The sequence below is a fragment of the Phenylobacterium sp. VNQ135 genome (assembly GCF_049445735.1).
GTDB lineage: Bacteria > Pseudomonadota > Alphaproteobacteria > Caulobacterales > Caulobacteraceae > Phenylobacterium.
On record NZ_JBMSDS010000003.1, the window covers coordinates 642,497 to 666,180 of the forward strand.

General features: G+C 69.0%; 26 protein-coding genes and 1 tRNA gene. 18 read left to right on the forward strand and 9 right to left on the reverse strand.

Annotated features, from left to right (window positions below):
* Positions 1-5: 5 nt before the first annotated feature.
* Positions 6-497: a hypothetical protein gene (locus tag ACO2Q0_RS14320; protein WP_423352177.1), complete on the reverse strand. Its 492-nt coding sequence runs from the start codon at positions 495-497 to the stop codon at positions 6-8.
* 205 nt (positions 498-702) lie between these two features.
* On the opposite strand from ACO2Q0_RS14320, the gene ACO2Q0_RS14325 reads away from it, so the two are divergent.
* The 8 genes from ACO2Q0_RS14325 to ACO2Q0_RS14360 are packed head-to-tail and all read left to right on the forward strand — an operon-like array spanning position 703 to position 8,262.
* Complete coding sequence (locus ACO2Q0_RS14325; protein WP_423352178.1) at positions 703-2,547, forward strand: PQQ-dependent dehydrogenase, methanol/ethanol family; 1,845 nt, start codon at positions 703-705, stop codon at positions 2,545-2,547.
* Positions 2,522-3,097 carry a c-type cytochrome gene (locus ACO2Q0_RS14330; RefSeq protein WP_423352179.1) on the forward strand — a complete coding sequence of 192 codons (576 nt, stop codon included), beginning with the start codon at positions 2,522-2,524 and terminating at the stop codon, positions 3,095-3,097. Before ACO2Q0_RS14325 ends, ACO2Q0_RS14330 begins: the two co-directional genes overlap by 26 nt.
* A gap of 53 nt (positions 3,098-3,150) precedes the next feature.
* On the forward strand, positions 3,151-4,107 hold the full coding sequence (coxB, locus tag ACO2Q0_RS14335) for a cytochrome c oxidase subunit II (protein ID WP_423352180.1): 957 nt from the start codon (positions 3,151-3,153) through the stop codon (positions 4,105-4,107).
* A complete protein-coding gene (gene ctaD, locus ACO2Q0_RS14340) occupies positions 4,104-6,017 on the forward strand; it encodes a cytochrome c oxidase subunit I (RefSeq protein ID WP_423352181.1) in 1,914 nt (637 codons plus the stop codon). Before coxB ends, ctaD begins: the two co-directional genes overlap by 4 nt.
* A complete protein-coding gene (locus tag ACO2Q0_RS14345; RefSeq protein ID WP_423352182.1) occupies positions 6,014-6,622 on the forward strand; it encodes a cytochrome c oxidase subunit 3 in 609 nt (202 codons plus the stop codon). The genes ctaD and ACO2Q0_RS14345 overlap by 4 nt, the downstream gene beginning before the upstream one ends.
* Positions 6,619-6,969, forward strand: a complete 351-nt coding sequence (locus tag ACO2Q0_RS14350; protein ID WP_423352183.1) for a hypothetical protein — start codon at positions 6,619-6,621, stop codon at positions 6,967-6,969. Before ACO2Q0_RS14345 ends, ACO2Q0_RS14350 begins: the two co-directional genes overlap by 4 nt.
* On the forward strand, positions 6,966-7,868 hold the full coding sequence (locus ACO2Q0_RS14355; RefSeq protein WP_423352184.1) for a cytochrome c oxidase assembly protein: 903 nt from the start codon (positions 6,966-6,968) through the stop codon (positions 7,866-7,868). The genes ACO2Q0_RS14350 and ACO2Q0_RS14355 overlap by 4 nt, the downstream gene beginning before the upstream one ends.
* Positions 7,852-8,262 carry a c-type cytochrome gene (locus ACO2Q0_RS14360; RefSeq protein WP_423352185.1) on the forward strand — a complete coding sequence of 137 codons (411 nt, stop codon included), beginning with the start codon at positions 7,852-7,854 and terminating at the stop codon, positions 8,260-8,262. The genes ACO2Q0_RS14355 and ACO2Q0_RS14360 overlap by 17 nt, the downstream gene beginning before the upstream one ends.
* A 46-nt stretch (positions 8,263-8,308) precedes the next feature.
* Here the strand turns inward: ACO2Q0_RS14360 and ACO2Q0_RS14365 are convergent, their stop codons facing one another.
* Positions 8,309-8,785 carry a DUF411 domain-containing protein gene (locus ACO2Q0_RS14365; protein ID WP_423352186.1) on the reverse strand — a complete coding sequence of 159 codons (477 nt, stop codon included), beginning with the start codon at positions 8,783-8,785 and terminating at the stop codon, positions 8,309-8,311.
* Positions 8,786-8,899: 114 nt separating this feature from the next.
* Between ACO2Q0_RS14365 and ACO2Q0_RS14370 the strand changes: the two genes are divergently transcribed.
* The 9 genes from ACO2Q0_RS14370 (at position 8,900) to ACO2Q0_RS14410 (ending at position 18,209) form a co-directional block, all read left to right on the forward strand.
* Positions 8,900-9,187, forward strand: coding sequence for a hypothetical protein (locus tag ACO2Q0_RS14370; RefSeq protein ID WP_423352187.1), 288 nt, complete (start codon positions 8,900-8,902; stop codon positions 9,185-9,187).
* Positions 9,184-9,624 (forward strand): periplasmic heavy metal sensor, encoded by a 441-nt coding sequence (locus tag ACO2Q0_RS14375; protein ID WP_423352188.1) that lies wholly within the window; start codon positions 9,184-9,186, stop codon positions 9,622-9,624. Before ACO2Q0_RS14370 ends, ACO2Q0_RS14375 begins: the two co-directional genes overlap by 4 nt.
* Entirely contained in the window at positions 9,621-10,193 is a 573-nt protein-coding gene (locus ACO2Q0_RS14380) for an RNA polymerase sigma factor (RefSeq protein ID WP_423352189.1), read from the forward strand. Before ACO2Q0_RS14375 ends, ACO2Q0_RS14380 begins: the two co-directional genes overlap by 4 nt.
* 99 nt (positions 10,194-10,292) lie before the next feature.
* Positions 10,293-12,062 (forward strand): copper resistance system multicopper oxidase, encoded by a 1,770-nt coding sequence (locus tag ACO2Q0_RS14385; protein ID WP_423352190.1) that lies wholly within the window; start codon positions 10,293-10,295, stop codon positions 12,060-12,062.
* Positions 12,059-13,135, forward strand: coding sequence for a copper resistance protein B (locus ACO2Q0_RS14390; RefSeq protein ID WP_423352191.1), 1,077 nt, complete (start codon positions 12,059-12,061; stop codon positions 13,133-13,135). The genes ACO2Q0_RS14385 and ACO2Q0_RS14390 overlap by 4 nt, the downstream gene beginning before the upstream one ends.
* A 23-nt stretch (positions 13,136-13,158) precedes the next feature.
* Positions 13,159-13,464 carry a copper-binding protein gene (locus tag ACO2Q0_RS14395; RefSeq protein WP_423352192.1) on the forward strand — a complete coding sequence of 102 codons (306 nt, stop codon included), beginning with the start codon at positions 13,159-13,161 and terminating at the stop codon, positions 13,462-13,464.
* Positions 13,465-14,063: 599 nt separating this feature from the next.
* Positions 14,064-16,730: a TonB-dependent receptor plug domain-containing protein gene (locus tag ACO2Q0_RS14400; RefSeq protein ID WP_423352193.1), complete on the forward strand. Its 2,667-nt coding sequence runs from the start codon at positions 14,064-14,066 to the stop codon at positions 16,728-16,730.
* Between the two features lie 19 nt (positions 16,731-16,749).
* Positions 16,750-17,481: a PepSY domain-containing protein gene (locus ACO2Q0_RS14405; RefSeq protein ID WP_423352194.1), complete on the forward strand. Its 732-nt coding sequence runs from the start codon at positions 16,750-16,752 to the stop codon at positions 17,479-17,481.
* Positions 17,482-17,486: 5 nt separating this feature from the next.
* Positions 17,487-18,209: a PepSY domain-containing protein gene (locus ACO2Q0_RS14410; RefSeq protein WP_423352195.1), complete on the forward strand. Its 723-nt coding sequence runs from the start codon at positions 17,487-17,489 to the stop codon at positions 18,207-18,209.
* Between the two features lie 101 nt (positions 18,210-18,310).
* On the opposite strand, the gene ACO2Q0_RS14415 is transcribed toward ACO2Q0_RS14410, so the two are convergent.
* The 7 genes from ACO2Q0_RS14415 to ACO2Q0_RS14445 form a co-directional block, all read right to left on the reverse strand.
* Positions 18,311-18,607 (reverse strand): putative quinol monooxygenase, encoded by a 297-nt coding sequence (locus ACO2Q0_RS14415; RefSeq protein WP_423352196.1) that lies wholly within the window; start codon positions 18,605-18,607, stop codon positions 18,311-18,313.
* Between the two features lie 67 nt (positions 18,608-18,674).
* A complete protein-coding gene (locus ACO2Q0_RS14420) occupies positions 18,675-19,292 on the reverse strand; it encodes a phosphoribosylglycinamide formyltransferase (RefSeq protein WP_423352197.1) in 618 nt (205 codons plus the stop codon).
* Complete coding sequence (locus tag ACO2Q0_RS14425; protein ID WP_423352198.1) at positions 19,289-20,107, reverse strand: MBL fold metallo-hydrolase; 819 nt, start codon at positions 20,105-20,107, stop codon at positions 19,289-19,291. The genes ACO2Q0_RS14420 and ACO2Q0_RS14425 overlap by 4 nt, the downstream gene beginning before the upstream one ends.
* On the reverse strand, positions 20,104-20,880 hold the full coding sequence (locus ACO2Q0_RS14430) for a TatD family hydrolase (protein ID WP_423352199.1): 777 nt from the start codon (positions 20,878-20,880) through the stop codon (positions 20,104-20,106). The genes ACO2Q0_RS14425 and ACO2Q0_RS14430 overlap by 4 nt, the downstream gene beginning before the upstream one ends.
* Before the next feature lie 6 nt (positions 20,881-20,886).
* On the reverse strand, positions 20,887-21,888 hold the full coding sequence (locus ACO2Q0_RS14435) for a DNA polymerase III subunit delta' (protein ID WP_423352200.1): 1,002 nt from the start codon (positions 21,886-21,888) through the stop codon (positions 20,887-20,889).
* Positions 21,881-22,516, reverse strand: a complete 636-nt coding sequence (tmk, locus tag ACO2Q0_RS14440) for a dTMP kinase (protein ID WP_423352201.1) — start codon at positions 22,514-22,516, stop codon at positions 21,881-21,883. The genes ACO2Q0_RS14435 and tmk overlap by 8 nt, the downstream gene beginning before the upstream one ends.
* Before the next feature lie 37 nt (positions 22,517-22,553).
* Positions 22,554-23,450, reverse strand: a complete 897-nt coding sequence (locus ACO2Q0_RS14445) for a septal ring lytic transglycosylase RlpA family protein (RefSeq protein ID WP_423352202.1) — start codon at positions 23,448-23,450, stop codon at positions 22,554-22,556.
* A 127-nt stretch (positions 23,451-23,577) separates the two neighbouring features.
* On the opposite strand from ACO2Q0_RS14445, the gene ACO2Q0_RS14450 reads away from it, so the two are divergent.
* Positions 23,578-23,667 (forward strand) — tRNA-Ser (locus ACO2Q0_RS14450).
* Positions 23,668-23,684: the final 17 nt, after the last annotated feature.

Genomic DNA, 23,684 nt, shown 5'->3' on the forward strand with positions numbered 1-23,684 from the left:
CGCGTCTAGCGCTGCGCGAGCCGAGTGTCGTTACGGGCCAGTCGCGAGGCGAAGCGGTCGAACGACAGCTCGGCGTCCGACCACACCCAGTCGCCGTAGGCCTGGCGAATGTCGCTCTCGTACCAACGGTACTTCAGCGGCGTGACCTTGCCGTCGGCGGCGACGAGCCGGCCTTCGATCGCCGCGCCGCCGACGCCGAAGCTCTCCATGGAGAGGCCGGGCGTGTCGCCGAGCTGCTTGAAGGTCGGACGGTTCGGCTTGGCGTCGGTGAGCACCAGCTCGATCCGGGCGTCCTGATGGGCTCCGGACTTGGCCAGCGAGCGTTCGACCTCGCCGCGGAGGCTGTCGGCCAGGCGCTGCACGTCGCGCACGCCATAGGTCTTTTCGGCCTTCTCCTGGAGCTCGGGGCCGATGGTGACGGACACCGCCGCGGGGGCGGCGAGGGCGGTCGAGGCGCTCGCCAGGAGCGCGGCGGCCGCAAGGGCGGGAAGGCGCATGCGGATCTCCGATGATGTACAGTAAGAACTAAATATATGGGCGTGAACCGGGCCGCCCACAAGCCCGAAACCGCAAACTACGCGCCTAAACCTGACGGCATGCTGAACGGCCGTCCACGCTCAACTCGCCATCGGTCCTGCGACGCCAGCAACCGGCGTGTCGCCCGAGCGTTACCGTAGCCTCCAGGGGAGGAGAGTGTACGGGGTGTCTAGAGCCGGATTGCTTGCGTCGGGCCTGAGCCTTGCCGCGCTGCTGTCGGCGTGCGGTCCAAAAGCCCCGGAGCGCGCCGACGCTCCACAGCCGCCCGCCAGGTCCGGCATCGCTGTCGCGCCCGCCGCCGCCTCTCCCCAAGACGACGGGCAGTGGACCATGCCCGCGAAGGACTACGCCAACACCCGGTTCAGTGGTCTCAGCGAGATCAACAAGGGCAATGTGAAGGACCTGCAGGTCGCGCTCACGTTCTCCGCGGGCACCATGCTGGGCCAGGAGTCGGCCCCGTTGGTGGTGGGCGACACGCTCTACTTCGTGACCCCGTATCCGAACATCCTCTACGCCATCGACCTGACACAGCCGGGCGGCAAGCTGAAGTGGAAGTTCGATCCGAAGCCCGACGCCTCCGCTCAGGGCATGGCCTGCTGCCAGCCGGTGAACCGCGGTCCGACCTATGCCGACGGGACGATCTTCTACAATACGATCGACACCCACACGGTCGCGGTGGACGCGGCCACCGGCAAGCTGAAGTGGAAGACCCGCGTCGGCGACTTCAACGCCGGGGAGACCTTCACCATGGCTCCGCTGGTGGTGAAGGGGAAGGTGCTGGTCGGCAACTCCGGGGCCGAGTTCGGCGCCCGCGGCTGGCTTGCCGCGCTCGACGCTGGCGACGGCGCAATCCGCTGGCGCGCGTACATGACCGGCCCCGACAAGGACGTCCTGATCGATCCGGCCGAGTTCAAGCCGTTCTACCCGCAGTATCGGGGCAAGGACCTGGGCGTCAGCCAATGGCCGAAGGATCACTGGAAGATCGGCGGCGGCACCGTCTGGGGCTGGCTTTCGTACGATCCCGAGCTGAACCTCGTCTATCACGGCACCTCGAACCCGGCGCCCTGGAACCACCTCGAGCGGCCCGGCGACAACCACTGGACCAATGGCATCTTCGCCCGCGACCCCGACACCGGGAAGGCGAAGTGGTTCTACCAGTTCAGCCCGCACGACCTGTGGGACCACTCGGCGATCAACGAGAACATCGTCCTCGACATTCCCTGGCAGGGACGCACGCGGAAGGTCGTGCTGCGGCCCGAGCGCAACGGCTACATGTACCTCCTCGACCGCACGAGCGGCGAGGTGCTGGCGGCCGATCCGTTCGTCCACATCACGGCGTCGAAGGGCGTCGACCTGAAGACCGGCCGGCTGATCCACAATCCCGAGAAGGTGCCGCAACTCGGCAAGACGGTCCGGGACGTCTGCCCCAATTCACCCGGGGCGAAGGACTGGTCGCCGTCGGCGTTCAGCAAGGTCACGGGGCTGGTTTACGTGCCCCACAACAACCTCTGCATGGACTGGGAAACCAAGCCGGTGAACTACATCAAGGGCACGCCCTACATCGGCGTGAACCCGAAGTTCAAAGCCGGCCCCGGCGGCAACGCGGGCGAGTTCATGGCCTGGGACCCGGTGGGGCGGCGCAAGGTCTGGACGATCCCCGAGAAGTGGCCGGTGTGGAGCGGCGCGGTGGCGACCGCCGGCGGCCTCGTCTTCTACGGCAACCTGGAAGGCTGGTTCAAAGCCGTGGACGCCAACACTGGCCAGGTGCTCTGGCAGTTCAAGACCGGGTCCGGGATCATCGGACAGCCGACCACCTGGCGCGGACCGGACGGGCGCCAGTACGTCGCCATTCTCTCGGGCATCGGCGGCTGGGCGGGGGCGATCGTCTCCAGCGACCTCGATCCCCGGGACCCTACGGCGGCCAAGGGCTTCGGCAACATGAGCCGGGACATCAAGGCCGACTCCAACAGCGGCGGAATGCTCTATGTCTTCGCGCTTCCGAAACGCTGAGGCGGCGGGCCTGCTCCTCGCCGCGGCGCTGGCGCTCACCGCCTGTAACCGCGAGGCGCGCGATGTCCGCGGCGCGCCGCTGCCCGACAGCGGCCAGACCGGGATTTCGCCCACCAAGCTGCACGTCGGCGGCCCCCAGACCCCGCCCAAGGATCCACGGGCCGCGTTCTACGAGGGCAACGCCTATCACATCGGCGAGGGCAAGCGGCTCTACGACTGGTTCAACTGCTACGGCTGTCATGCCGCGGGCGGCGGCGACATCGGTCCGCCCTTCATGGACGAGGAATGGCGCTACGGCGGCGAGATCGAGCAGATCCGCGCCAGCATCCTCGAAGGCCGCCCGAACGGCATGCCCTCCTTCGCGGGCCGCATCCCCGACCAGCAGGTCTGGCAGATCGCCGCCTACATTCGCTCGATGAGCGGCAATGTCGCCAAGGATGCGGCGCCTGCGCGGGGCGACGACCTGGGGACCGGGCCGGCCAAGACCCAGATCGACCCGACGCCGCCGTTGCCGGTGGCATCCCGCGCGGAACAGGGCTCCCCCCAGTGATCCGGCCGGCCGCCCTGGTCGGACTTTGCCTGCTGCTCGCAGGATGCGCGGGCATGCAATCCTCCATGGACGTGGCCGGCCGCCAGGCGGGGGACATCAAGAGCATCTGGACGCTGATGCTGTGGATCTGCGGGGTGATGTACGCCCTGGTGCTGGCCTTCCTCGGGTGGGCCTTGTGGCGTGCGCGCCGTCGCCTTGCCGGTCCGCCAACCGTCGAGGGGGTCGAGAGCGCCGCCGATCGGCCTATGCAGCGGGTTCTGGGCGGATGGATCGGGCTCATCGTCCTGGGCCTGCTGGTGCTGACCTTCGGCAGCTTCCTCGTGGATCGTCAGCTCGCGACCGCGGCCAACCGCGCCGACATCAACATCCGGGTCACGGCGAACCAGTGGTGGTGGGAGGTCGAGTACCAGGACCCTGATCCCAGCCGCAGCTTCGTCACCGCCAACGAGATCCACCTGCCGGTCGGCAAGACGGCGAAGATCGAGCTCGTCGCGACCGACGTGATCCACAGCTTCTGGATCCCCAATCTCGGCGGCAAGCAGGACCTGATCCCCGGCCGGAAGAATGACATCACGCTCACGCCCATGCGGGAAGGCCGGTACCGGGGCCAATGCGCGGAGTTCTGCGGCCTGCAGCATTCCAACATGGCGCTTGACGTCATGGTCGACAGCGAGGCGGGATACGAAGCCTGGCGGGCGCGGCAGATGCGCTCCGCGCCCGCGCCGGCCACCCCGGCCCAGGCGCACGGCCTGGATGTCTTCCAGACCCAGGCCTGTGCGAACTGCCACCAGATCGACGGAACCGAGGCGAAGGGACAAACCGGTCCGAACCTGACCCATGTCGCCAGCCGCCGATACATCGCCGCCGGCGTCGCGCCCTACAGTCGCGGGACGCTGGCCGCCTGGATCGCGGACCCTCAAGGGCTCAAGCCCGGCGCCCACATGCCCATCGTGCAGCTCTCGCCGGCCGATCTGAACGGCCTGCTCGACTACCTGGACAGCCTCAAGTGAGCGCGACCCGCCCCCGCACAGCCAAGGCCGCCGAGATGGAGGCGCTGCACCAGCGGTTGGAGCATGCCTGGGGCACGCCGCCGGGCCTCTGGGGCGTGCTGACCAGTGTCGACCACAAGGTCATCGGCCGGCGGTACATCGTAACGGGCTTCGTCTTCTTCGTGCTGGGCGGGATCCTGGCGTTGCTGATGCGGGCCCAGCTCGCCCGGCCGGAGAGCGGCCTGATCGACGCCGACCGCTACAACCAGATCTTCTCGATGCACGGCACGACGATGATGTTCCTGTTCGCCGTGCCGATCATGGAGGCGATGGCCGTCTATCTCGTGCCGCTGATGTGCGGGACGCGGAACATCTCGTTCCCGCGCCTGAACGCCTTCGGCTACTGGGTCTACGTGGCCGGCGGGGCGATGATCTGGATCGCCTTCCTGATGAACGTGGGGCCGGAAACCGGCTGGTTCTCGTACGTGCCGCTTGCGGGGCCCGAGTTCTCGCCCGGCAAACGGACCGACTTCTGGGCCCAGATGATCACCTTCACCGAGGTGTCGGCCTTGGCCGTCGCCGTGGAGCTCGTCGCGACGATCATGAAGCAGCGGGCGCCGGGCATGACGCTCGCCCGGATGCCTCTCTTCCTGTGGGCGATGCTGGTGACCTCCTTCATGGTCATCTTCGCCATGCCGGCGGTGATGCTGGCGTCGAGCTTCCTGATCTCGGACCGCCTGATCGGCACCCAGTTCTACAATCCGGCCGAAGGCGGGGATCCGTTGCTGTGGCAGCACCTGTTCTGGTTCTTCGGCCACCCCGAGGTCTACATCATCTTCCTGCCGGCCTTGGGCATGGTCTCCCAGATCGTGGCGACGTTCTCCCGCCGGACGATCTTCGCCTATCCGATCATGGTCCTGGCGCTGCTGGCGAACGGCTTCCTCGCCTTCGGGCTCTGGGTGCACCACATGTTCGCCACCGGCCTGCCCAGGCTGGGGAACAGCTTCTACACCTCGGCCAGCATGATGATCGCCATCCCGTCGGGCGTGCAGATCTTCTGCTGGATCGCCACCATGTGGGACGGCAAGCCGCAGTTCCGAACGCCGCTGCTGTTCGTGATCGGCTTCATCGTGACCTTCGTGCTGGGCGGCCTCACGGGCGTGATGCTGGCGTCCGTGCCACTCGACCTGCAGCTTCACGACACCTACTTCGTCGTGGCGCACTTCCACTACGTGCTGATCGGCGGGGCGGTGTTCCCGCTCTTCGGCGCCTTCTACTACTGGTTCCCGAAGTTCACCGGTCGGCTGCTGAACGAGACGGCGGGCAAGTGGAACTTCTGGCTGTTCTTCGCCGGCTTCCACATCGCCTTCTTCCCCATGCACATCCTGGGGCTAATCGGGATGCCGCGCCGCATCTACACCTATCGGGCCGAGATGGAGTGGGGCGGCTGGAACCTCCTGGCCTCGGCGGGCGCGCTGATGATCGCGGTCAGCGCCCTGGTCTTCGTGGCCAACGTCGTGGTCGCCTGGCGCGGACCGAAGCGGGCAGGGGCGAACCCATGGGACGCCTCCAGCCTGGAATGGGCGGCCGCCTCGCCGCCGGCCGCCTACAACTTCCTCTACGTGCCCGTCGTGGCGAGCCGCGAGCCGCTTTGGGAGCCGCAGGAGAAGCGACCGGTGATGGAGGGGCTGAGCGCGTCGGAGCGTGAGGTGCTCCTCACCACCATCGTCGAAGCCGAGCCCGACATGCGCCACCCGCTGCCAGGCCCCACCCTGTGGCCGCTGCTGGCGGCGATCGCCACCACCGGCCTCTTCATCGGCTCGATCTTCCACGAATGGGCTCTGGTCTGGGGCGCGATCCCGCTGACGATTGCTCTGATCGGCTGGTTCTGGCCGGCGACGCCGCCGCGTCGCAAGGAGGCCGAAGCATGAGCGACTATCGCGTCGTCGGCGACGTCTCGGGCCTGCCGGACTACGGCTTCGGCTCCCGCAGCCTGATGTGGTGGGGCGTCCTGGGTTTCATGCTCATCGAGGGCGCGGCCTTCCTGCTCGCCTGCGCCGCCTACGTCTTCCTCATCGGTCACAACCAGCCTTGGGGCGCCGGCCACCTGCCGCCGGTCCTCCTGTGGGGCACGGCTTTCACGGTGCTGCTGCTGCTGAGCGACCTCCCCAACGTCTGGACCGACAAGCAGGCGCACGCGCTGGACGAGAAGAAGACGCGGATCGGCCTGATCATCATGTCGGTCGCCGGCGTGGTCCTGCTGGTGGTGCGCGGCTTCGAACTCGCGCACCTGAACGCCAGATGGGATCAGGACGCCTATGGATCTGTCGTCTGGGCCCTGATGCTGCTGCACACGCTGCACCTCATCACCGACCTGGCGGACACGGTGCTTCTCGCCATCTTCACCCATACCCACGAGATGGACGGCGGGACGTTCAGCGACGTCAGCGACAACTGCATGTACTGGCACTTCGTCGTCCTGACGTGGCTGCCGATCTATGCGCTGGTGTATTGGGCGCCGAGGATCCTGGGATGACGACGCCCGCGCCGCAAAGCCCGCGTTGGCCAGCCTGGATGGGCCTGGTCCTGGGCGCCGTCGCCTGGGCGCTGCACCACCAGATCGGATCGAACGTCACCTACGCCGACTGCAAGATCGGCCTGATCGCCGCGGTTGGCGCCGGCGTGCCGGCCCTGGGGCTCGCGACCTTGGGGACCCTGATCTCGCTGCGCGCATGGCGTCGGGCGGGCGGCGCGCCGCATGAAAGCCAGGAGGCGCCGGCGCGCTTCATCGCTGCGCTCAGCGTCGGGGCAGGGGCCCTGTTCGTCCTGACCATCCTCGTCCAGCTGGGAGCCGGCCTCGTGGTGCCGGCCTGCGCGCGGTGAGGGGACTCCGCCTCGCGTTCGCGCTCGCCGGAGTGGCGGGCCCGGCGGCGGCGCACGTCACCGGGACGGCGCACGCCGAACCCGGCTGGACCTTCGACCCGCTGCTGACGGTTCCGCTGGTGCTCAGCGCCGCATTGTTCGGGATCGGGGCAGGGCGGATCGCGCGCCGTTCGACGACGGGGCGGGCGGCTCATGATCGACGCGCGTGGCTGTTCGTCGTGGGGTGGCTCAGTCTGGCCGCCTCGGTCGTGTCGCCGCTGCACGAGGCGGGCGAACGCTCGTTCACCGCCCACATGGTCGAGCACGAGATCCTGATGCTGGTCGCGGCGCCGCTTCTGGTCCTCTCGCGGCCGCTGGCGGTGATGCTTTGGGCCCTTCCGGCGGCAGGGCGGCAGGCGTTGGGTGCGGCGGGCCGGTGGCCGCCGCTGCGGCAGGTCTGGCGGGTCCTGAACGAACCGGTGACGGCGACCTTGCTGCAGGCGGCCGCGCTCTGGATCTGGCACGTGCCGGCCCTGTTCGATCTCGCGCTTCGCGACGACGGCTGGCACATCGCCCAGCACCTCTCGTTCTTCGTCAGCGCGCTCTTCTTCTGGTCGGCGATGCTGGAGGCGAAGCGGCGAGGCTATCCGATCGGCCTGCCGGCGGTCTGCCTCTTCGTGACCTCGCTGGTGGCCGGCGCGCTCGGCGCTTTGATGGCCCTGTCGGAAAGTCCCTGGTACGCGCGCTACGCCGAGCTCGGCCTCGCGCCGTTCGGGCTGACGCCTGTGGAGGATCAGCAGCTCGCCGGCCTGCTGATGTGGGTCCCCGGCGGGCTCGTCCACGCGGGCGCCGCCCTGGCGCTGGTGGGACAGGCTCTGCGGCTGGACCGAAAGGACGAGGGCCATGCGGCGGCGCGCTAGCGTGGGCCTCGCTGTCGCGACGACCGTCGTGGTCGCCGTGGCCGCCGGCATGATCGTCGCCGAGCGGCGCGAGCAGTCCGAGCAGGTGGAGGCCCGCGCCATGGCGATCACCGGGGGCGACCCGCACGCGGGGCAGGGCAAGATTTCGTTCTACGGCTGCGGCGGCTGCCACGAGATCCCCGGCGTCGAGCGGGCGACGGGCAAGGTCGGTCCGCCGCTGAGCGGCATCTCCGGCCGGGTCTATATCGCCGGCGTACGTGAGAACACGCCTCAGAACCTCGCCCAGTGGATCCAGGATCCGCACAGCGTCGACCCGCAGACCGCCATGCCGACGCTGGGCGTCACCCCGGCGGACGCGCGAGACATCGCCGCCTACCTCTACACCCTGGATTGAGGGTCAGGCGCGGCGCGACCACCCGGCGAGGGTTAGGGTGCCAAGTTCAGCTCTTCTGCCCGTGCCTGGCGAACACGCGGGTCGCGCCCTTGCGGTCGAGAACCAGCAAGGTCGCGTAGGCTTCGACGGCGCCGTCTCGGCTCTCCATCCCGGGCGACCCGATCGGCATGCCGGGCACCGTGACGCCCAGCGCCTTCGGGCGTTCGCGCAGCAGTCGCTGGATGTCGGCGACGGGGACATGACCTTCGACGAAGTAGCCGCCGATCTCTCCGGTATGGCACGAGGAAAGCTTGAAAGGGATGCCGTGCTTCTCCCGGATGGGCGCCAGGTCTTGCACCTCCACGGTCTTCACCCGGAAGCCGGCGCGGGTGAGATGGGTCGTCCAGCCCTTGCAGCAGCCGCACCAAGGGGTCTTGTGGACGGTGATCTCCCGTGGCGCAGCGGCGTGGGCGGGGCCGGCTGCGAACAGGGCGGCTCCGGCGAGGGCGAACCGGCGGCGGTTCATCGCGGCGGCTTCTGGCATGGCGGACCTCCTGTGGAACGCCTGAGGAATACGCGTCGGGTTGTCATCACCCCTGAAATGAGGGACGGCGGGAATGTCGCGCGTATACTAAGCGAACCACTCCAGGAGCCCTCGTTGGCCGATCGTCTAGACAATCTGCTGGCCGCGCTGAAGCATCAGCCGTCGGACCGCAGCCTCGACCAGCTCGAGCCTGCCGTCTGGGCGCGGCTCGATGGAGACGGCGAGACCCGGACAGGCGCCGTGTTCGCCTTCCGCACGGCGGCGGTCGTGGGGGCGCTCTTCCTCGGCGTCGCGACGGGCGGACTCGCCGCGGCCTCTGCGCAGCCTTCGTCCGATGAGATCTCGGTGTTTTCCCTCGGGCCGCAGCTCGCGCCGTCGACCCTGCTCGAGGGCCGCGGATGAAGGGCGTCAGCCGCGGTCTGCTGCTGACGCTGCTGCTGACGACCCTGGCGGGCGCGCTGGGCGCCCTGTGCACCGTCCATTACCTGCAGTCCAAACGCACCCCGCCTTCATTGCACGAGTTCGTGCACAAGGAGATGCGCCTGACCGACGCTCAGGAAGCGCAGCTCGACAGGCTGGAGCAGGACTTCGCGGTCCGGCGCAAGGTGCGTGAGGCCGAGTTGCGTGCGGCCAACGCCGAGCTCGCGGCGGCCATCCAGGCGCGGCACGAGTACTCGCCCGAGGTGAAGGCCTCGGTCGAACGATTCCACCATGCGATGGGCGAGCTCCAGAAGGAGACCATCGTCCATGTGCTGGCCATGCGGCGCGTGCTGACGCCCCAACAGGCCGAGAAGTTCGACGCCCGCGTCGCGGAGGCGCTCACCGAACCCGCGCCGTGACGGAGGCCGACGACGATCTGGCGCTGGCCCGCCGCGCCCTTGGCGGTGAGGACCGCGCCTTCACCGCCTTGATGCGTCGCCACAAGGACGGCCTCTTCCGGTTCGTGCGGCGCTACGTCGGCGACGCCGACGCCGCCTACGAAGTGACGCAGGAGGCCTTCGTCGCCGCCTGGCGAGCGCTTGACCGGTTCGACGGACGCCGACCTTTCGCGACCTGGTTGCGGGCCATCGCCTTGAACAAGTGTCGAGACCGCGGCCGCCGGCTGGCGGTCCGCCGGATCGTCTTCGGCGAGCGGCCTGCCGACGCGCCCGAAGCCCTGCGGGCGCCCGACCGGGGTCCGACACCCGAGGCGGCGCTCGCCGACGCCGAGCTTCGCGCCACGCTGGACAAGGCCATCGCAAGGCTTCCGGCCAAGCTGAAGGAGCCGCTCCTGCTCACCTATTTCGCCGACATGACCCAGCAGGAAGCCGCCGACGTCCTTGGCGTGAGCGTGAAGGCGGTGGAGACCCGCGCCTACCGCGCTCGCCAGCGGCTGGCGGGGATGCTGGCCCACCTGGCGGATCGTTGAGGGGAAACCGCGCCGGCCGCGTATATTGATGCGACAGGCCCGCCGGCCTCCCCAACGACGGCGCGCCGGATGGAACAGACGACAGGGCTTCCCACCTCGATGCGTTCGTCAAGGAACGACCTTTCCCGGCGCGATCTCCTGCGCCGGAGCGCCGCCGTCGGCGGCATGGCGGGCGCAGGCCTCCTGCTGCCCGGATGGGCGCGGAGCCAGTCTCCCGGGCTGGCGTCCAGGCCCACCGCCCTCGAAGGCGGGGAAATCCGGCTGGAGATCGGCCACGCGCCGTTCCAGGTGGACGGCCGCGCCGGGCACGCCGTCGCCATCAACGGAACGGTGCCCGGCCCGCTGATCCGCCTGAAGGAGGGCCAGGACGTCCGGATCGCCGTGACGAACCGCCTGAGCGACGAGGACACCTCGATCCACTGGCACGGCCTGCTGGTCCCGTTCCAGATGGACGGCGTGCCCGGCGTGAGCTTCCCCGGCATCCGTCCGGGCGAGACGTTCAACTACGAGTTCAAGGTCCGGCACGCGGGCACCTACTGGTACCACTCGCACTCGGGTCTTCAGGAGCTGATCGGCCACTACGCGCCGATGGTGATCGATCCCGCCGGGGCCGAGCCTGCCCCGTACGACCGCGAGCACGTGATCGTGCTCTCCGACTACAGCTTCATGCACCCGCACACCCTGCTGGCGCGGCTGAAGCAGCAACCGGGATTCTTCAACGAACAGAAGCAGACGGTGGCGGGGTTGCTGGCCGGTCGGGATCAGCCGCTGAAGGACCGTATCGCCTGGGCGAAGATGCGGATGGACCCGACCGACGTCGCCGACGTCACCGGGTCGACCTATCGCTATCTGGTGAACGGCCACGGCCCCAGGTCCAACTGGACGGGCCTCTTCAAGCCGGGCGAGCGGGTGCGGCTGCGCTTCGTGAACGCCGCGGCGATGACGATCTTCAACGTGCGGATTCCAGGACTGCAGATGACCGTGGTCCAGGCCGACGGGCAGGACGTGCGACCGGTCACGGTCGACGAGTTCCAGATCGCCAATGCCGAGACCTACGACGTCATCGTCACGCCCCAGGAGGATCGCGCCTTCACCCTCGTCGCCGAGGCCTCCGACCGCTCCGGGATGGCCCGCGCCACGCTGGCGCCGCGTCCCGGCATGTCCGCCGAGGTCCCGCCGTTGAGGGAGCGCCCGATCCTGACCATGAAGGACATGGGCATGGGCGACATGGGCGCCATGGACCACGCGGCCCACGGTGGCGGTCATGCCGCCCACGGCGCGGCGCAGGCGCCGCCGGCGATGGATCATTCCTCGATGGCCATGCGCGATCCCAAGAACGCCCCGCAGGTGAAGCTCACGCCCGGCGTCCAGATGATCTCGCCCAAGCCCGTCGATCGGGTCGGGGACCGCGGGACCGGTCTGGAGAGCGTGCCGCACAAGGTGTTGACCTACACCGACCTGATGACCCTGACCCCGAACACCGACACGCGGGCGCCCTCGCGGGAGGTGGAGCTGCACCTGACCGGCAACATGGAGCGCTTCATCTGGGGCTTCGATGGCGAGAAGTTCTCGGAGAATACGCGGCCGATCCCGTTCCGGCTGAACGAGCGGGTGCGGGTGACCCTGGTGAACGACACCATGATGGCCCACCCGATCCACCTGCACGGCCACTTCTTCGAGATCGTCAACGGGCACGGGGCGCACCAGCCGCGCAAGCACACGGTCAACGTCCTGCCGGGGGGCAAGGTCTCGTTCGACCTGACGGCCAACGAACCCGGCGACTGGGCTTTCCACTGCCACATGCTGCTGCACATGCACGCCGGGATGTTCCGGGTTGTGACGGTCCGGCCAGAGGAGGGCGCACGATGAAGCTCTGGCTGATCGCCGCCGCCGCGCCGCTCTCCCTGGCCGCGCCCGCCTGGGCCCAGGATCCGCACGCCCATCATGCTCCGGCTCAACCGGCGCCGCCGGGGGCGCAGGCCCCTGCCGATCCGCACGCCGGCCACGTCATGCCGGCGAAACCCTTGTCGGCGGACCCTCACGCCGGTCACGCCATGCCTGCGCAACCGGCTCCGGCAGACCCGCACGCGGGTCACACCATACCTGCGCAACCTGCTTCGGCAGACCCGCACGCGGGCCATGCGACGCCGGCGCAGGCCGCGCCGGCCGACCCTCATGCCGGCCACGCGATGGGGCGCCAGCCCGTCGGCTCCGCCCCGCCGCCGCCGACGCCCACAGACCACGCGGCCGAGCGGTTCTACGGCCCTGAGGTCATGGCGGCCGCACGCGCCCAGCTGCGCCGCGAGCATGGGGCCGTCCGCTGGTCCAAGGCGATGCTGGAGACCGCTGAGATCCGGCCATCGGACGATGGCGACGCCTACGCCTGGGAAGGCGAGGCCTCGTACGGCGGCGACATCAACCGCTTCGTCCTCAAGACGGAAGGCGAGGGGGGCTCAGGCGAGCTCGAAGCCGCCGAGGTTCAGGCCCTCTACGGCCGCGCGATCGGGCCCTACTTCAACCTCCAGGCCGGCGTGCGGCATGACTTCGAGCCAGGGCCGCAGCGGACCTATGCGACGCTCGGCGTCGAGGGGGTCGCGCCGTACTGGTTCGAGGTGGAAGGCGCGCTGTTCCTGTCCGACAAGGGCGATCTCTCGGCGCGCCTGGAAGGCTCGTACGACCTGCGTCTGACCCAGAAGCTCATCCTCGAGCCGCGCGCGGAGGCCAATCTCGCGGCCAGCGCCGACGCCCCGCGGAACTTGGGCGGCGGGCTGCAAGACATCGAGGTGGGTCTCCGGCTGCGGTACGCCTTGCGCCAGGAGTTCGCGCCTTACATCGGCGTCCACCACGAGCGGAAGTTCGGCGAAACCGCCGACTACGCCCGCGCCCATGGCGAGAACGTCAGGGATACGCGTCTGGTCATCGGCGTGCGCGCCTGGTTCTGACCATCGACCTCAGGAGTACGCCTATGAAGTTCGCCGCCGGCCTTGCCGCGAGCCTGGCGCTCGCGGGCGCCGCCCACGCGCAATCCCACGATCATGGCGTCCACGCCGCCTCGGCGGCCAAGCCGGCGCAGGGGCAGGGCGTGGTGAAGGCGATCGACCTTCGCGCCGGCTCGGTGACCATCGCCCATGGTCCGATCAAGGCGTTGAACTGGGGCGCCATGACCATGGCGTTCAAGGCCGATCCCGCCGTCCTGAAGGGCGTGGCCGCGGGTGACAAGGTGACCTTCACCTTGAGCGGGCAGCAGATCACGACGATCCGGAAGCGGTAGGCGGGGCCCGCGCGAGGCGCCGGACAGGGCCTCCACATTTTCTTGAGGGGCGTCGGCAGATTCGCGCGTATCCCCCATAAGCCGCGCGTGGTGCGACGTCACCGAATGCGCCATATCCAAGCTGAGCAGAGGTTCTGTTCGGCAAACGTCGCGTATTCGGCGACGTCGCGGAAAGTCAGCTGGAAGCATCCGCCGCAACGACTCGCCACACCGATGTGCGAAAACTCAAACGTGGTCATGTCGACGCGTCCATAAGCGGAGACTATCGCTGCTGCCTGGCGGCGCCTATCGGGCCATCATGCGCTGCACATTGCGCCGCCATGCCGTGACGGCCCGCGAATATTACCCGACGACGAAAAATAGCCAGGACGCACCCCGAGTGAGGGCGTGGTGGGGCACAAACTCTCCGCACACAAGCTGTCATAAAGGCGAAAGCTGACCCAAAGCCGGGCGGCGCAGCAGGAAATGCCCCGATCTCGCGACCATATTTGTGTAGACATTATTGACAGCGCGGCGGCGCCGACCCGAGTTTCCCCGCCGACCAGTCGGGCGCGTCTCTAGGCGACGCCCGGAGGATCAGGGACGACAAGGGGGTAGTCATGAACGGGTTCTCCAAGGGCCTTCTGTTCGCGAGCGCATGCGCCGCGGTGGGTCTCGCCGGAGCGGCGCACGCGCAGGACGCGTCGGGCGCGGTCGATGAAGTCATCGTCACCGGCAGCCGCATCAAGCGCGCCGACATCGAGGGTGTCGGACCGGTGACCGTCGTCGGTCAAAAGGAGATCGCCGCCACGGGCATCGCCAACGTGGAGAACCTGTTGCAGCGCCTGCCGGCCGCCGCCGGCTTCGGGGGCAACCAGACGAACGCATACTGGAGCTCGCGCGGTTGGGGCACCGCCACGATCAACCTGCGCGGTCTCGGCATCAACCGCACCCTGGTCCTGCTGAACGGAAGGCGGCTGGTGAACGGGGGCACCGGGGCCAACAGCGCGCCTGACCTGAACACCATCCCCACCGCGATCATCGGGCGGATCGAGGTGCTGAAGGACGGGGCTTCGGCGGTTTACGGCACGGACGCCGTGGCCGGCGTCGTGAACATCATCACCCGCGACGACTACGACGGCTTCGACATCAGCGCCCGCTATGCGCTCACGGACGAGGGCGACGGCGACGACCGGACCATGGATGTCTCGTACGGGTGGCAAGGGGACCGCGGCAGCCTTGCGGTGGCCGCCACCTGGCAGAAGACGGACGCGGTCAACATGGCGACCCGCGCCCCGTGCCCGCTGAGCGGCGCCAGCGGCCAGCTGATCTGCCTGGGCAGCGGCTCCACGGCCGGCGGCCGCGCCTCGCTGCCGACCGGGCAGGTGATCAACTTCACCGGCGGAAACAGCTATGCGCCCTATTCGGCGGCGCTGCACGGCTACAACGGCAATCCGTTCATCAACGCCGTGAATCCGATCCACCGGGTCACCACTGGCGCCTTCGGCAAGTACGAGCTGACCGACACGGTCGAGCTGTTCGCCGAGGCGCTCTACACCTGGCGCGAGACCGAGCAGCTCTCGTCGCCGGGCACGCTGACCAATCTGGCGATCGCTGCGTCGAACCCGACGAACCCGACCGGCCAGAACATCAACGTAATCCAGCGCCGCCTGGTGGAAGGCGGGCCGCGGATGGCCTTCCAGGAAACCGACACCTACCAGCTCACCGGCGGCGCGCGCGGGAAGTTCGGCGGCGACTGGACCTGGGAATTGGCAGCGAACTGGGGCCGCAACGAGGGCATCGACGGCTTCACCAACATCGCCAACCGCCAACGGGTGGCCAACACGATCAACACCGGCGTCTGCAGCTTCGCGGCCGGCGCGGCCATCCCGTGCGCCGACTACCTCGGTCCGGGCGACGTCAGCCAGCAGGTGGTGAACTACATCCTGACCACGACGGTCGACCACGGCGGCAACGAGACTCTGAACCTGACCGGCGACGTGACCGGCAGCCTGTTCGAACTGCCCGCCGGGCCGCTTCAGGTGGCCGCGGGCGTCATGTACCGCGAGGACAAGGGCTGGCGCGATCCCGACCCGCTGATCGTGGCCGGCATCGCCAACTCGAACCAGCAGAGCCCGATCGACGGCTCGATCAAGGCGAAGGAAGCCTACGCCGAAGTCAGCGTCCCGGTCGTCCGCGACCTGCCGCTGATGAAGATGGTCCGCATCGATGGCGCGATCCGCTACTCGGACTACAAGAAGTTCGGCAGCGACACGAACTACAAGCTGGGCCTCGACTGGACCCTTGGCTGGGGCCTGCGCGCCCGCGCCACCTGGGGCACCGCCTTCCGGGCGCCCAACGTCGCCGAGCTGTTCAGCGGCCTGACGCAGGGCAACCTGACCACGACCGACCCCTGCAGCCGCTACAGCACCAGCACCAATGCGACCCTGCGCGCGAACTGCCAGGCCTCGGGTGTGCCGGCGAACTACATCCAGCCGAACAACACCATCCTGACCACGACCGGCGGCAACGAGAACCTGAAGCCGGAGACGGCCGAGACGCTCACCATCGGGGCCGTCTGGGAACCGGAGTTCGTGCCGGGCCTGTCCCTGACGCTGGACTACTGGACGATCGACATCGACGACGCGATCCGCTCGATCCCCGGCTCGACCAAGCTTGCGGTCTGCTACAACACCCCGAACCTGGCCCATCCGTTCTGCAGCCCGGAGAACTTCACCCGCAACAGCCTGACCGGGGAGGTGAGCTTCCTGTCTTCGCAGCAGGTCAACGTCGGCGCCGAGACGGTGAAGGGCGTCGACGCCGCGGTCCGTTATGGCTGGGACGTGCGTGGGGTAAGGGCCTCGATCGACGCGGGCGTCACCTACCTGAAGGACTACACCATCATCCCGTATCCGGGCGGCGCGCCGATCATCTACCGCGGCTTCATCGGCGGCGGGAACGGCGGCTATCCGAAGTGGCGGGGCCTGGCGACCTTCTCGCTGGATGATCCGAAGTGGAGCGCCACTTGGTCGGTCCAATGGATCGGGAAGGCGAGGGACTTCAACGCCGCGCCGACGGCGGTCGGGGGCAAAACCAGCGACGTGTTCTACAACAACGCCCAGTTCCAGTACCGCGTCACGGACCAGGCGACGGTGGCTGTCGGCGTCGACAACATCTTCGAGCCCGATGTGCCGTACATCGCCAGCTACACCGACGGGAACACCGACACCATGACCTACGACCTGCTGGGCCGTCGAGGCTATGTGCGGCTGACGTACTCGTTCTAGCCGGCCGCCGGTGCCCTCTATGCGTCTCCCGTTCCTGGCCCGCACCACCCACAAGTGGCTAGGGCTCGTCGTGGCGATCCAGGCCGTGTTCTGGACCCTGAGCGGCGTCTACATGACCGCCATCCACATCGACGTCATCCACGGCGATCGGCTGGTGAAGGCCGCCGCGCCGCGGGCGCTGGACCTCGGTGGACTCGTCGAGCCGGCGCACCTGGCGCACACCGTGCCCGGCTTCCGAGGCGCCAAGCTGGAGGTTCAGCTCGGCCAACCCGTCTATGTGGTGCAGACGGACGACGGTCCTGAGCTGTTCGACGCCCGCTCGGGCGCCAAGCTTTCACCGCTGGGCGAGAGCGCGGCGCGGGCGCGGGCGAGGGCGCTCTTCGCCGAGAACGGCGCCATCGTGAAGTCGGAACTGCTGACCAAGGCGCCGCTCGAGATTCAGACGCGGCCGACGCCGATCTGGCGCGTCGAATTCGAAGGGGCTTGGCATCCGACGCTCTACATCTCGCCCAGAACGGGCGAACTGGTCTCGAAGCGCAGCGACCTGTGGCGCACCTTCGACTTCGTGTGGATGTTCCACATCATGGACTACGACGACCGCCAGGACGTGAACAACATCCTGATCCGGATCTTCACCTGGATGGGCGTCGCCACGGCCGCCACGGGGGGGTGGCTGCTGCTCTACAGCTTCCGTCGCAAGCGGCGCGTCGGGAAGCCGGCCGCCAAGGCCGCGGCCAAGGTCGGAGCCTGACGCCGATGTTCCTCATCCGCACACTCCACAAGTGGTTCGGCCTGGTGCTCGGGGTGCAGTTCCTGCTCTGGGCTCTCAGCGGCGCGGTCATGGCGCTGCTGGACCACCACAAGGTCTCTGGGGAGCATGCCCTGCTGCCCGTCGCCGGCCTGCAGGCGCCCGCCGAGCTGCTGCCGCTCGCGCGCGTCGCGCAGGCCATCGGTCAGCCGATCCAGAAGCTGCAGCTCAAGCCGCTCCACGACACCTATGTTTACGAGGCGACGACGCCGCAGGGCGTCAAGATCCTCGACGCTGTCACCGGCGCGCCAATGGCGATCGATGCGGCCAAGGCGCGTGAACTGGCGGTGGGCCGCTGGAGCGGGTCCGAGCCGCCGGCCTCGGTGAGTTACATCTCGAGGCACACGCTGGAGACCCGGGACCTGCCGCTGCCGATCTGGCGCGTCGAATTCGCCGACAAGGAACGTCACGCGCTGCTGGTCTCGGCCACGACGGGCGAGGTGATGGCGGCGAAGAACGACACCTGGCGGCTGTGGGACATCGCCTGGATGCTCCACATCATGGACTACGACGACCGGCAGAGCTTCAACCATCCGCTGATCATCACGCTTGGAACAGGCGCCGCCTGGCTGGCGCTGAGCGGCCTGATTCTTCTCTTCCGCAGCTTCCGTCGGTCGGACGTGGCCTGGGTGCTGGACGGCGCCGAAGCTCTGAGGCGGCGGGGACGGTAGCGGGGCTCAGGGGAGCCGCGAGTCAGGAGGGGCATCAGCCGCCGTCCCGTCGGAGCAAGTTATCGCCTAAGGAATATTATCGGAAATTAGAAAGGCGCGTCTCAGCGCCCGAGGCCGACGCCGCCCACAGGACCGGTTTCGAACCGCTCGCCGAAGCCGGCAATCAACGGCCGCGCGGCCGCGATCGTCGCCTGCACGGCCGGCAGCTTCAGCGACGCCTGGTGGTGTTCCACATCGCTCCAGACTTCGGTGATCCAGATCGCGTCGGGATTGGCGGGATCGGTGGCGACGACGTAGCTGAGGCAGCCCGGCATCGCTTGGGTGCCCGAGATCATGGCCTGGATCAGCGCGTCCCGCTGGCCAGGTTTCGCCAGCATCTTGCCGATCAGTCCGTACATCTTCGGCGCTCCTTGAGCCGCATGGGCGCTGACCGTCGCCAGTGCGACGGCTCCCAGTGCGAACGCCCTACGATCCAGCCACATCCGGCAGCTCCAGCTCGCCAGTCGCGATCCTGCGGAGCGTATCGACGAAAAACGCCGGCTCCAGGCCTTTCACGCGCTCTTCCAGCGTCTCCGGCGTGTCGCCGGCTGAAATCGGCACGTCCAGGCCGCCCAGCGCCGGCCCGTGGTCGTACTCTTCGTCCACGACGTGGATTACGATACGGCTGGCGGCGCGGCCGGACGCCAGCACTGCCTCGTGGACGCGCCGGCCGTACATGCCCTGGCCGCCGAAGTCCGGCAGCGGGCCCGGATGGATGTTCAGGATGCGGCCGGCGTAACGGCCCAGTGTGGCCGGGCCGAGCCGCCGCAGGTAGCCGGACATGACGATCAGCTCGACGCCGTGCGCTGTCATCGCCTCGGCGAGTTGCACGTCGGCGGCCTCGGGGTCCCCGATGGTGGGGATGCAGAGCGCCGGCAAGCCCTCGCTTCCGGCCCACTCCAGCGCTCCGGCCTTTCGTGTGTTGGCCACGAGAAGACGCGCTTCAGCCGCCAACGAGCCCGCCCGGATCGCCTCCACAACGGCGCGCGCGCTGGACCCGTTTCCGGACGCGAGGAAACCGATCCTAAGTGGCCGTGAGATCACCAGTTTTCGGCCCTGAGCTGATGTTGGAACGTGAGCCCGTCGTAGGCCGGTTCGACGCCGGCCGGCAGTTCGGCGGTCAGGGTGTCGAAATCGAGGTCAATGTGCATGTTGGTCAGGATCGTCCGCCGCGGCTTCACTCGCTCAACCCATTCCAGGACCCGCTCGAGGTGCGCATGCGTCGGGTGCGGCCGATAGCGCAAGGCGTCGACGATCCAGACGTCCAGGTCCGCCAGCGCCTCGAAGGCCGCTTCGTCGAGGCCTACGACATCGCTGGAATAGGCCACGCCTCCGAACCGGTAGCCGACGGAGCGGACGCCGCCGTGGTCCTGGTCGAAGGTGCGGACCGGAATGGCGCCCGACGGCCCCTCCACGCGCCACGTCCGGCCATGCGGCGGCAGGAGCCGTTCGTCGCAGATGGCGGGGTAGCCGCCCTCGCCTTCGAAGATATAGCCGAACCGCCGCTTCATCGTGGCCTGAGTGGCGGCGTCCATGAAGCATGGGATCCGCGCCTGCTGACGCAGGAAGAACGCGCGCACGTCGTCCAGGCCGTGCACCTGATCGGCGTGGTCGTGGGTCAGGAGGACGGCGTCGAGCCGCTTTACGCCGGCCCTCGCGGTCTGGATCCGCAGTTCGGGCGATGCGTCGACCAGCAACGTCGTCTGCGGCCCCTCGCCTATCCGGCGGACCAGCATCGAACAGCGGGTGCGGAAGTTCCGCGGGTTCGCCGGATCGCACGCGCCCCACTCGCCGTCCGCCCGAGGCACGCCGCCTGACGAGCCGCACCCGAGGATCACGACCTCGACGGCGTCGCTCACGGGCGCGGGATCCGGTCGAACAGAGCGAAGAAAGCGTTCTCGGTCCGCGCCTCGGCCTCATCCAGGCTCCAGCCGCGGATCTCGGCCAGCTTTGCGAGGACGTGCGGCAGGAAAGCCGGCTCGTTGCGGCGGCCGCGGTACGGGACGGGCGCGAGATAGGGACAGTCGGTCTCGACGATGATCCTGTCGGCCGGCATCTCGGCCACCACGGCGCGGACGTCGTCGGCCGCCTTGAAGGTGGCGATCCCGGCGACGGAGAACCAGGCGCCCATTCCCGCGGCCTTGCGCGCGAGCTCGGCGCCGGAGGTGTAGCAGTGCATCAGGATGCGGAACGGGCCACGGGCGTATTCCTCCTCGAGGATCTGGCCCATGACCTCGTCGGCCTCGCGGGTGTGGACCACGAGCGGCAGACCCGTCTCGCGCGCCGCCTCGCAGTGCACGCGGAACACCTGGGCCTGGATGTCGCGCGGGCTCAAGTCGTAGTGGAAGTCGAGGCCGCACTCGCCGATGCCGACCACCCGCGGGTCCTGCGCGAGTTCCACCAGCGTCGCGGCGGTGAGCTCCGGGTTCTCCTTGGCCTCGTGCGGGTGCGTGCCGACGGTGCACCAGATGTCCGGATGCATGGCCACGCCACGCACCGCCTCGAAGTTCGATACGCGGTCGCAGATGTTGACCATCAGGCGGACGCCGGCGGCGAGCGCGCGGCTGATCACGGCCTCGCGGTCCTCGTCGAATTGCGGCGCGTGCAGGTTGACGTGGCTGTCGATCAGCATGGGTGGTTAGGCCTGGGCGGCCTGCTTCAATTCCGTCAGCGCCGCGAACAGCGCATCGGTCCGGTCGAGGTTGAGGGCCTCCACCTCGCGGGGCAGGCGCTGCAGCGTCTCCCACGCCTGGGCCCAGCGATCAAGCGAGCCGATGCCTTGCGCGGCGCGGTCAGCGACCATGGTGTGCACCCGGTCCGCCAGCCGATCGAACAGCAGCGCAAACGCCTGCTGGCCCTCCCCGCCCCGGAAGCTCTCGGCCAGCGCGAGCGCCCGGGTCTCGTCCACCCGCGGCAGGTCGGCGAGCAGTTCGCGGGCTGCGTCGTCGACGGCGATGGCCTTGGACGCGGCCAGTTGCAGCGCCCGGCCCGGCGCGTTGCCGGCCATCCGGGAGAGCCTGAGCGCTTCCTCGGGATTCACGTCGGCGTGCCGGCTAACGAAGTCGGCGGCCTCCTCCAGTTCCAGCGCGTGGAACGCCAGCCGGCGACACCGCGAGCGGATGGTGGCCAGCAAGCGGCCCGGCGAGTGCGAGACCATGAACAGCACGCCCCGCGGCGGAGGCTCCTCCAGGGTCTTCAGGATGGCGTTGGCGGCGTTGACGTTCAGGTCGTCGGCGGCGTCGATGATCGCCACCCGGTGCGGCGCGCTGGCGGGAGATTTCGAGAAGAACTCGCCCAACCGGCGCGCGTCTTCCACGGGGATGACCTTGCGCGGCTTGCCGTCCGGTCCCTCGCGCTCCAGCACCATCAGGTCGGGATGGCTGCGGGCGGCGACCTGTCGGCTGATCGCCTGGTTTGGGTCCGAGCCCAGTTCGCCATAGGCCGGGGCGGGCGGCGCGCCCAGCAGGCGACGGGCGGCGCGATAGGCGAAGGTGGCCTTGCCGACGCCTTCCGGACCGGTCAGCAGCCAGGCGTGGTGAAGCCGGCCGCGCGCGCGGGCCTCCTCGAACGCGGCCTCGGCCGCACCCTGGCCCTGCAACTGAAAGACCTCGCGGGGGTGCGGGACCCCGGTCTCAGCCATGGACCGCCAGCCGCTCGGCCACCGCCTGCCAGACGGCCGCCTCCACCGCGTCCATAGAGGCCGTTGCGTCGATCACCGCACAGCGCTCTGGCTCGGCGGCGGCGATCGCGCGGAAGCCCTCGCGCAGGCGCGTGTGGAAGGCCAAGCCCTTGCTCTCGAAGCGCATCTCGGAGCCGGCCCGGGCGTGCGCGCGCTCCAGTCCTACCTCGGGCGGAAGATCGAAGACGAGCGTCAGGTCGGGCCGCACGTCTTCCAGTATATGGGTTTCCAGCGCCGCGATCAGGGCCGGCGCGGTTCCGCCCGCTGCGCCCTGATAGGCCCGGGTCGAGTCGGCGAAGCGGTCACAGACCACGAACGCGCCGCGCTCCAGCGCCGGCCGGATGACCCGCTCGATGTGATCCCGGCGGGCGGCGTACATCAGGAGGGTTTCGGTGACGGGGCTCCAGCGGTCGGCCGAGCCCTTCAGCACCAGGTCCCGGATGCTCTCGGCGCCGGGCGAGCCGCCGGGCTCGCGCGTGGTGACGACCTCATGGCCCTGGGCTTCCAGGCGCGCGGCGAGCCGCTTCACCTGGGTGGATTTTCCGGCCCCCTCGCCGCCTTCGAAAGTGATAAACCGCCCGCGCGCCACGCGGCCAAAATGGCCCGTTCGTGGCGGAAGTCCAGACTTAGAACGGCCGGACGACGCGGGCGTCGGCGAAGCCGATCTCAGCCACCCTGTCGCGGAGCGCGAACGCCTGCGCCTCGTCGCCGGGCGCAGGCAGCAGCACCCGGTAAAGCGTCAGGCCGTCCGCGCGCTGCAGGGGCTCGATGGTCGCCTGGCCGGCGATGGAAAGCTGGCTCACCGCCCGTTGTGCGTTCGTCTCGCTGGCGAACGCGCCGGCCTGGACCCGGTAGGCGGCGGCAGCGGCGGCGTCCGCCGAGGCCGCGGCGGGCGCCGGCAGGGTGACGGTCGTCACCGGCTCCGGCCGCGCCGGCAGGCCCCCGGCGATCTCGATCAGCGGCGCGTCGTCCAGCGTCGGCGGCGCCGGAGCCAGCGGCGCGGCGGCGTACCGGACGCCGGCGTCGCGGCCGAGCAGCGGAGCCGGGCCGACGTAGCGCACGCGCACCCGTGCGACGCCGCTGCGCTCATAGCCGAGCTGGCGTGCGGCCTCGCGCGACAGGTCGATGATGCGGTTGCCGACGAACGGCCCGCGGTCGTTGACCCGCACCTGGATCTTGCGGCCGTTCTCCAGGTTCGTGACCTCGACGATCGACGGCAGCGGCAGGGTCGTGTGCGCGGCGGTCATCGCGTTCATGTCGAAGAGCTCGCCGTTGGCGGTGGCCTTCATGTGAAAGGCGTCGCCGTACCAGGAGCCGATGCCCGTCTCGTCGTAGTCCGGCTGTTCGCGCGGGACATACCAGATCCCACCCACCTGATAGGGCTTGCCGACCTTGTAGCCGCCGGCCGACGGCGGAAGGTTTGCGGTTCGCCCGGGCTGGGTCGCGTACTTCGGCGTCACGCAGGCGGCGAGCGCGCCGCTCGCCAGCAGCACGCCGGCCAGGTTCCATATGGGCGCGCGCATGGCTCTCCTTCCCCCGAGGTCCATCGGAAAGCTTCGCCGCCAAGGCTTGCAACGCGGTTAACGGAGGGTTGCGGTGGAGCGACCCGCCCGCCCCTGCTATAGGCGGTGCCTTCGCCCGCGCGGCGATGGATGGGTGGCCGAGTGGTTTAAGGCAGCGGTCTTGAAAACCGCCGTAGGTGAGAGCCTACCGTGGGTTCGAATCCCACCCCATCCGCCAAGCTCTTCTCCTTTGTG

Excerpts from the sequence above, each read along its gene's own strand:
- ACO2Q0_RS14330 (WP_423352179.1), top strand. The coding sequence starts at position 2,522 with ATGTCTTCGCGCTTCCGAAACGCTGAGGCGGCGGGCCTGCTCCTCGCC.
- ACO2Q0_RS14430 (WP_423352199.1), bottom strand. The coding sequence starts at position 20,880 with ATGCTGATCGACAGCCACGTCAACCTGCACGCGCCGCAATTCGACGAG.
- ACO2Q0_RS14320 (WP_423352177.1), bottom strand. The coding sequence starts at position 497 with ATGCGCCTTCCCGCCCTTGCGGCCGCCGCGCTCCTGGCGAGCGCCTCG.
- ACO2Q0_RS14415 (WP_423352196.1), bottom strand. The coding sequence starts at position 18,607 with ATGTACGGACTGATCGGCAAGATGCTGGCGAAACCTGGCCAGCGGGAC.
- ACO2Q0_RS14365 (WP_423352186.1), bottom strand. The coding sequence starts at position 8,785 with ATGCCAGAAGCCGCCGCGATGAACCGCCGCCGGTTCGCCCTCGCCGGA.
- ACO2Q0_RS14435 (WP_423352200.1), bottom strand. The coding sequence starts at position 21,888 with ATGGCTGAGACCGGGGTCCCGCACCCCCGCGAGGTCTTTCAGTTGCAG.
- coxB (WP_423352180.1), top strand. The coding sequence starts at position 3,151 with ATGCAATCCTCCATGGACGTGGCCGGCCGCCAGGCGGGGGACATCAAG.
- ACO2Q0_RS14350 (WP_423352183.1), top strand. The coding sequence starts at position 6,619 with ATGACGACGCCCGCGCCGCAAAGCCCGCGTTGGCCAGCCTGGATGGGC.
- ACO2Q0_RS14390 (WP_423352191.1), top strand. The coding sequence starts at position 12,059 with ATGAAGCTCTGGCTGATCGCCGCCGCCGCGCCGCTCTCCCTGGCCGCG.
- ACO2Q0_RS14400 (WP_423352193.1), top strand. The coding sequence starts at position 14,064 with ATGAACGGGTTCTCCAAGGGCCTTCTGTTCGCGAGCGCATGCGCCGCG.
- ACO2Q0_RS14360 (WP_423352185.1), top strand. The coding sequence starts at position 7,852 with ATGCGGCGGCGCGCTAGCGTGGGCCTCGCTGTCGCGACGACCGTCGTG.
- ACO2Q0_RS14445 (WP_423352202.1), bottom strand. The coding sequence starts at position 23,450 with ATGCGCGCGCCCATATGGAACCTGGCCGGCGTGCTGCTGGCGAGCGGC.
- ACO2Q0_RS14405 (WP_423352194.1), top strand. The coding sequence starts at position 16,750 with ATGCGTCTCCCGTTCCTGGCCCGCACCACCCACAAGTGGCTAGGGCTC.
- ACO2Q0_RS14375 (WP_423352188.1), top strand. The coding sequence starts at position 9,184 with ATGAAGGGCGTCAGCCGCGGTCTGCTGCTGACGCTGCTGCTGACGACC.
- ACO2Q0_RS14410 (WP_423352195.1), top strand. The coding sequence starts at position 17,487 with ATGTTCCTCATCCGCACACTCCACAAGTGGTTCGGCCTGGTGCTCGGG.
- ACO2Q0_RS14345 (WP_423352182.1), top strand. The coding sequence starts at position 6,014 with ATGAGCGACTATCGCGTCGTCGGCGACGTCTCGGGCCTGCCGGACTAC.
- ACO2Q0_RS14395 (WP_423352192.1), top strand. The coding sequence starts at position 13,159 with ATGAAGTTCGCCGCCGGCCTTGCCGCGAGCCTGGCGCTCGCGGGCGCC.
- ACO2Q0_RS14385 (WP_423352190.1), top strand. The coding sequence starts at position 10,293 with ATGCGTTCGTCAAGGAACGACCTTTCCCGGCGCGATCTCCTGCGCCGG.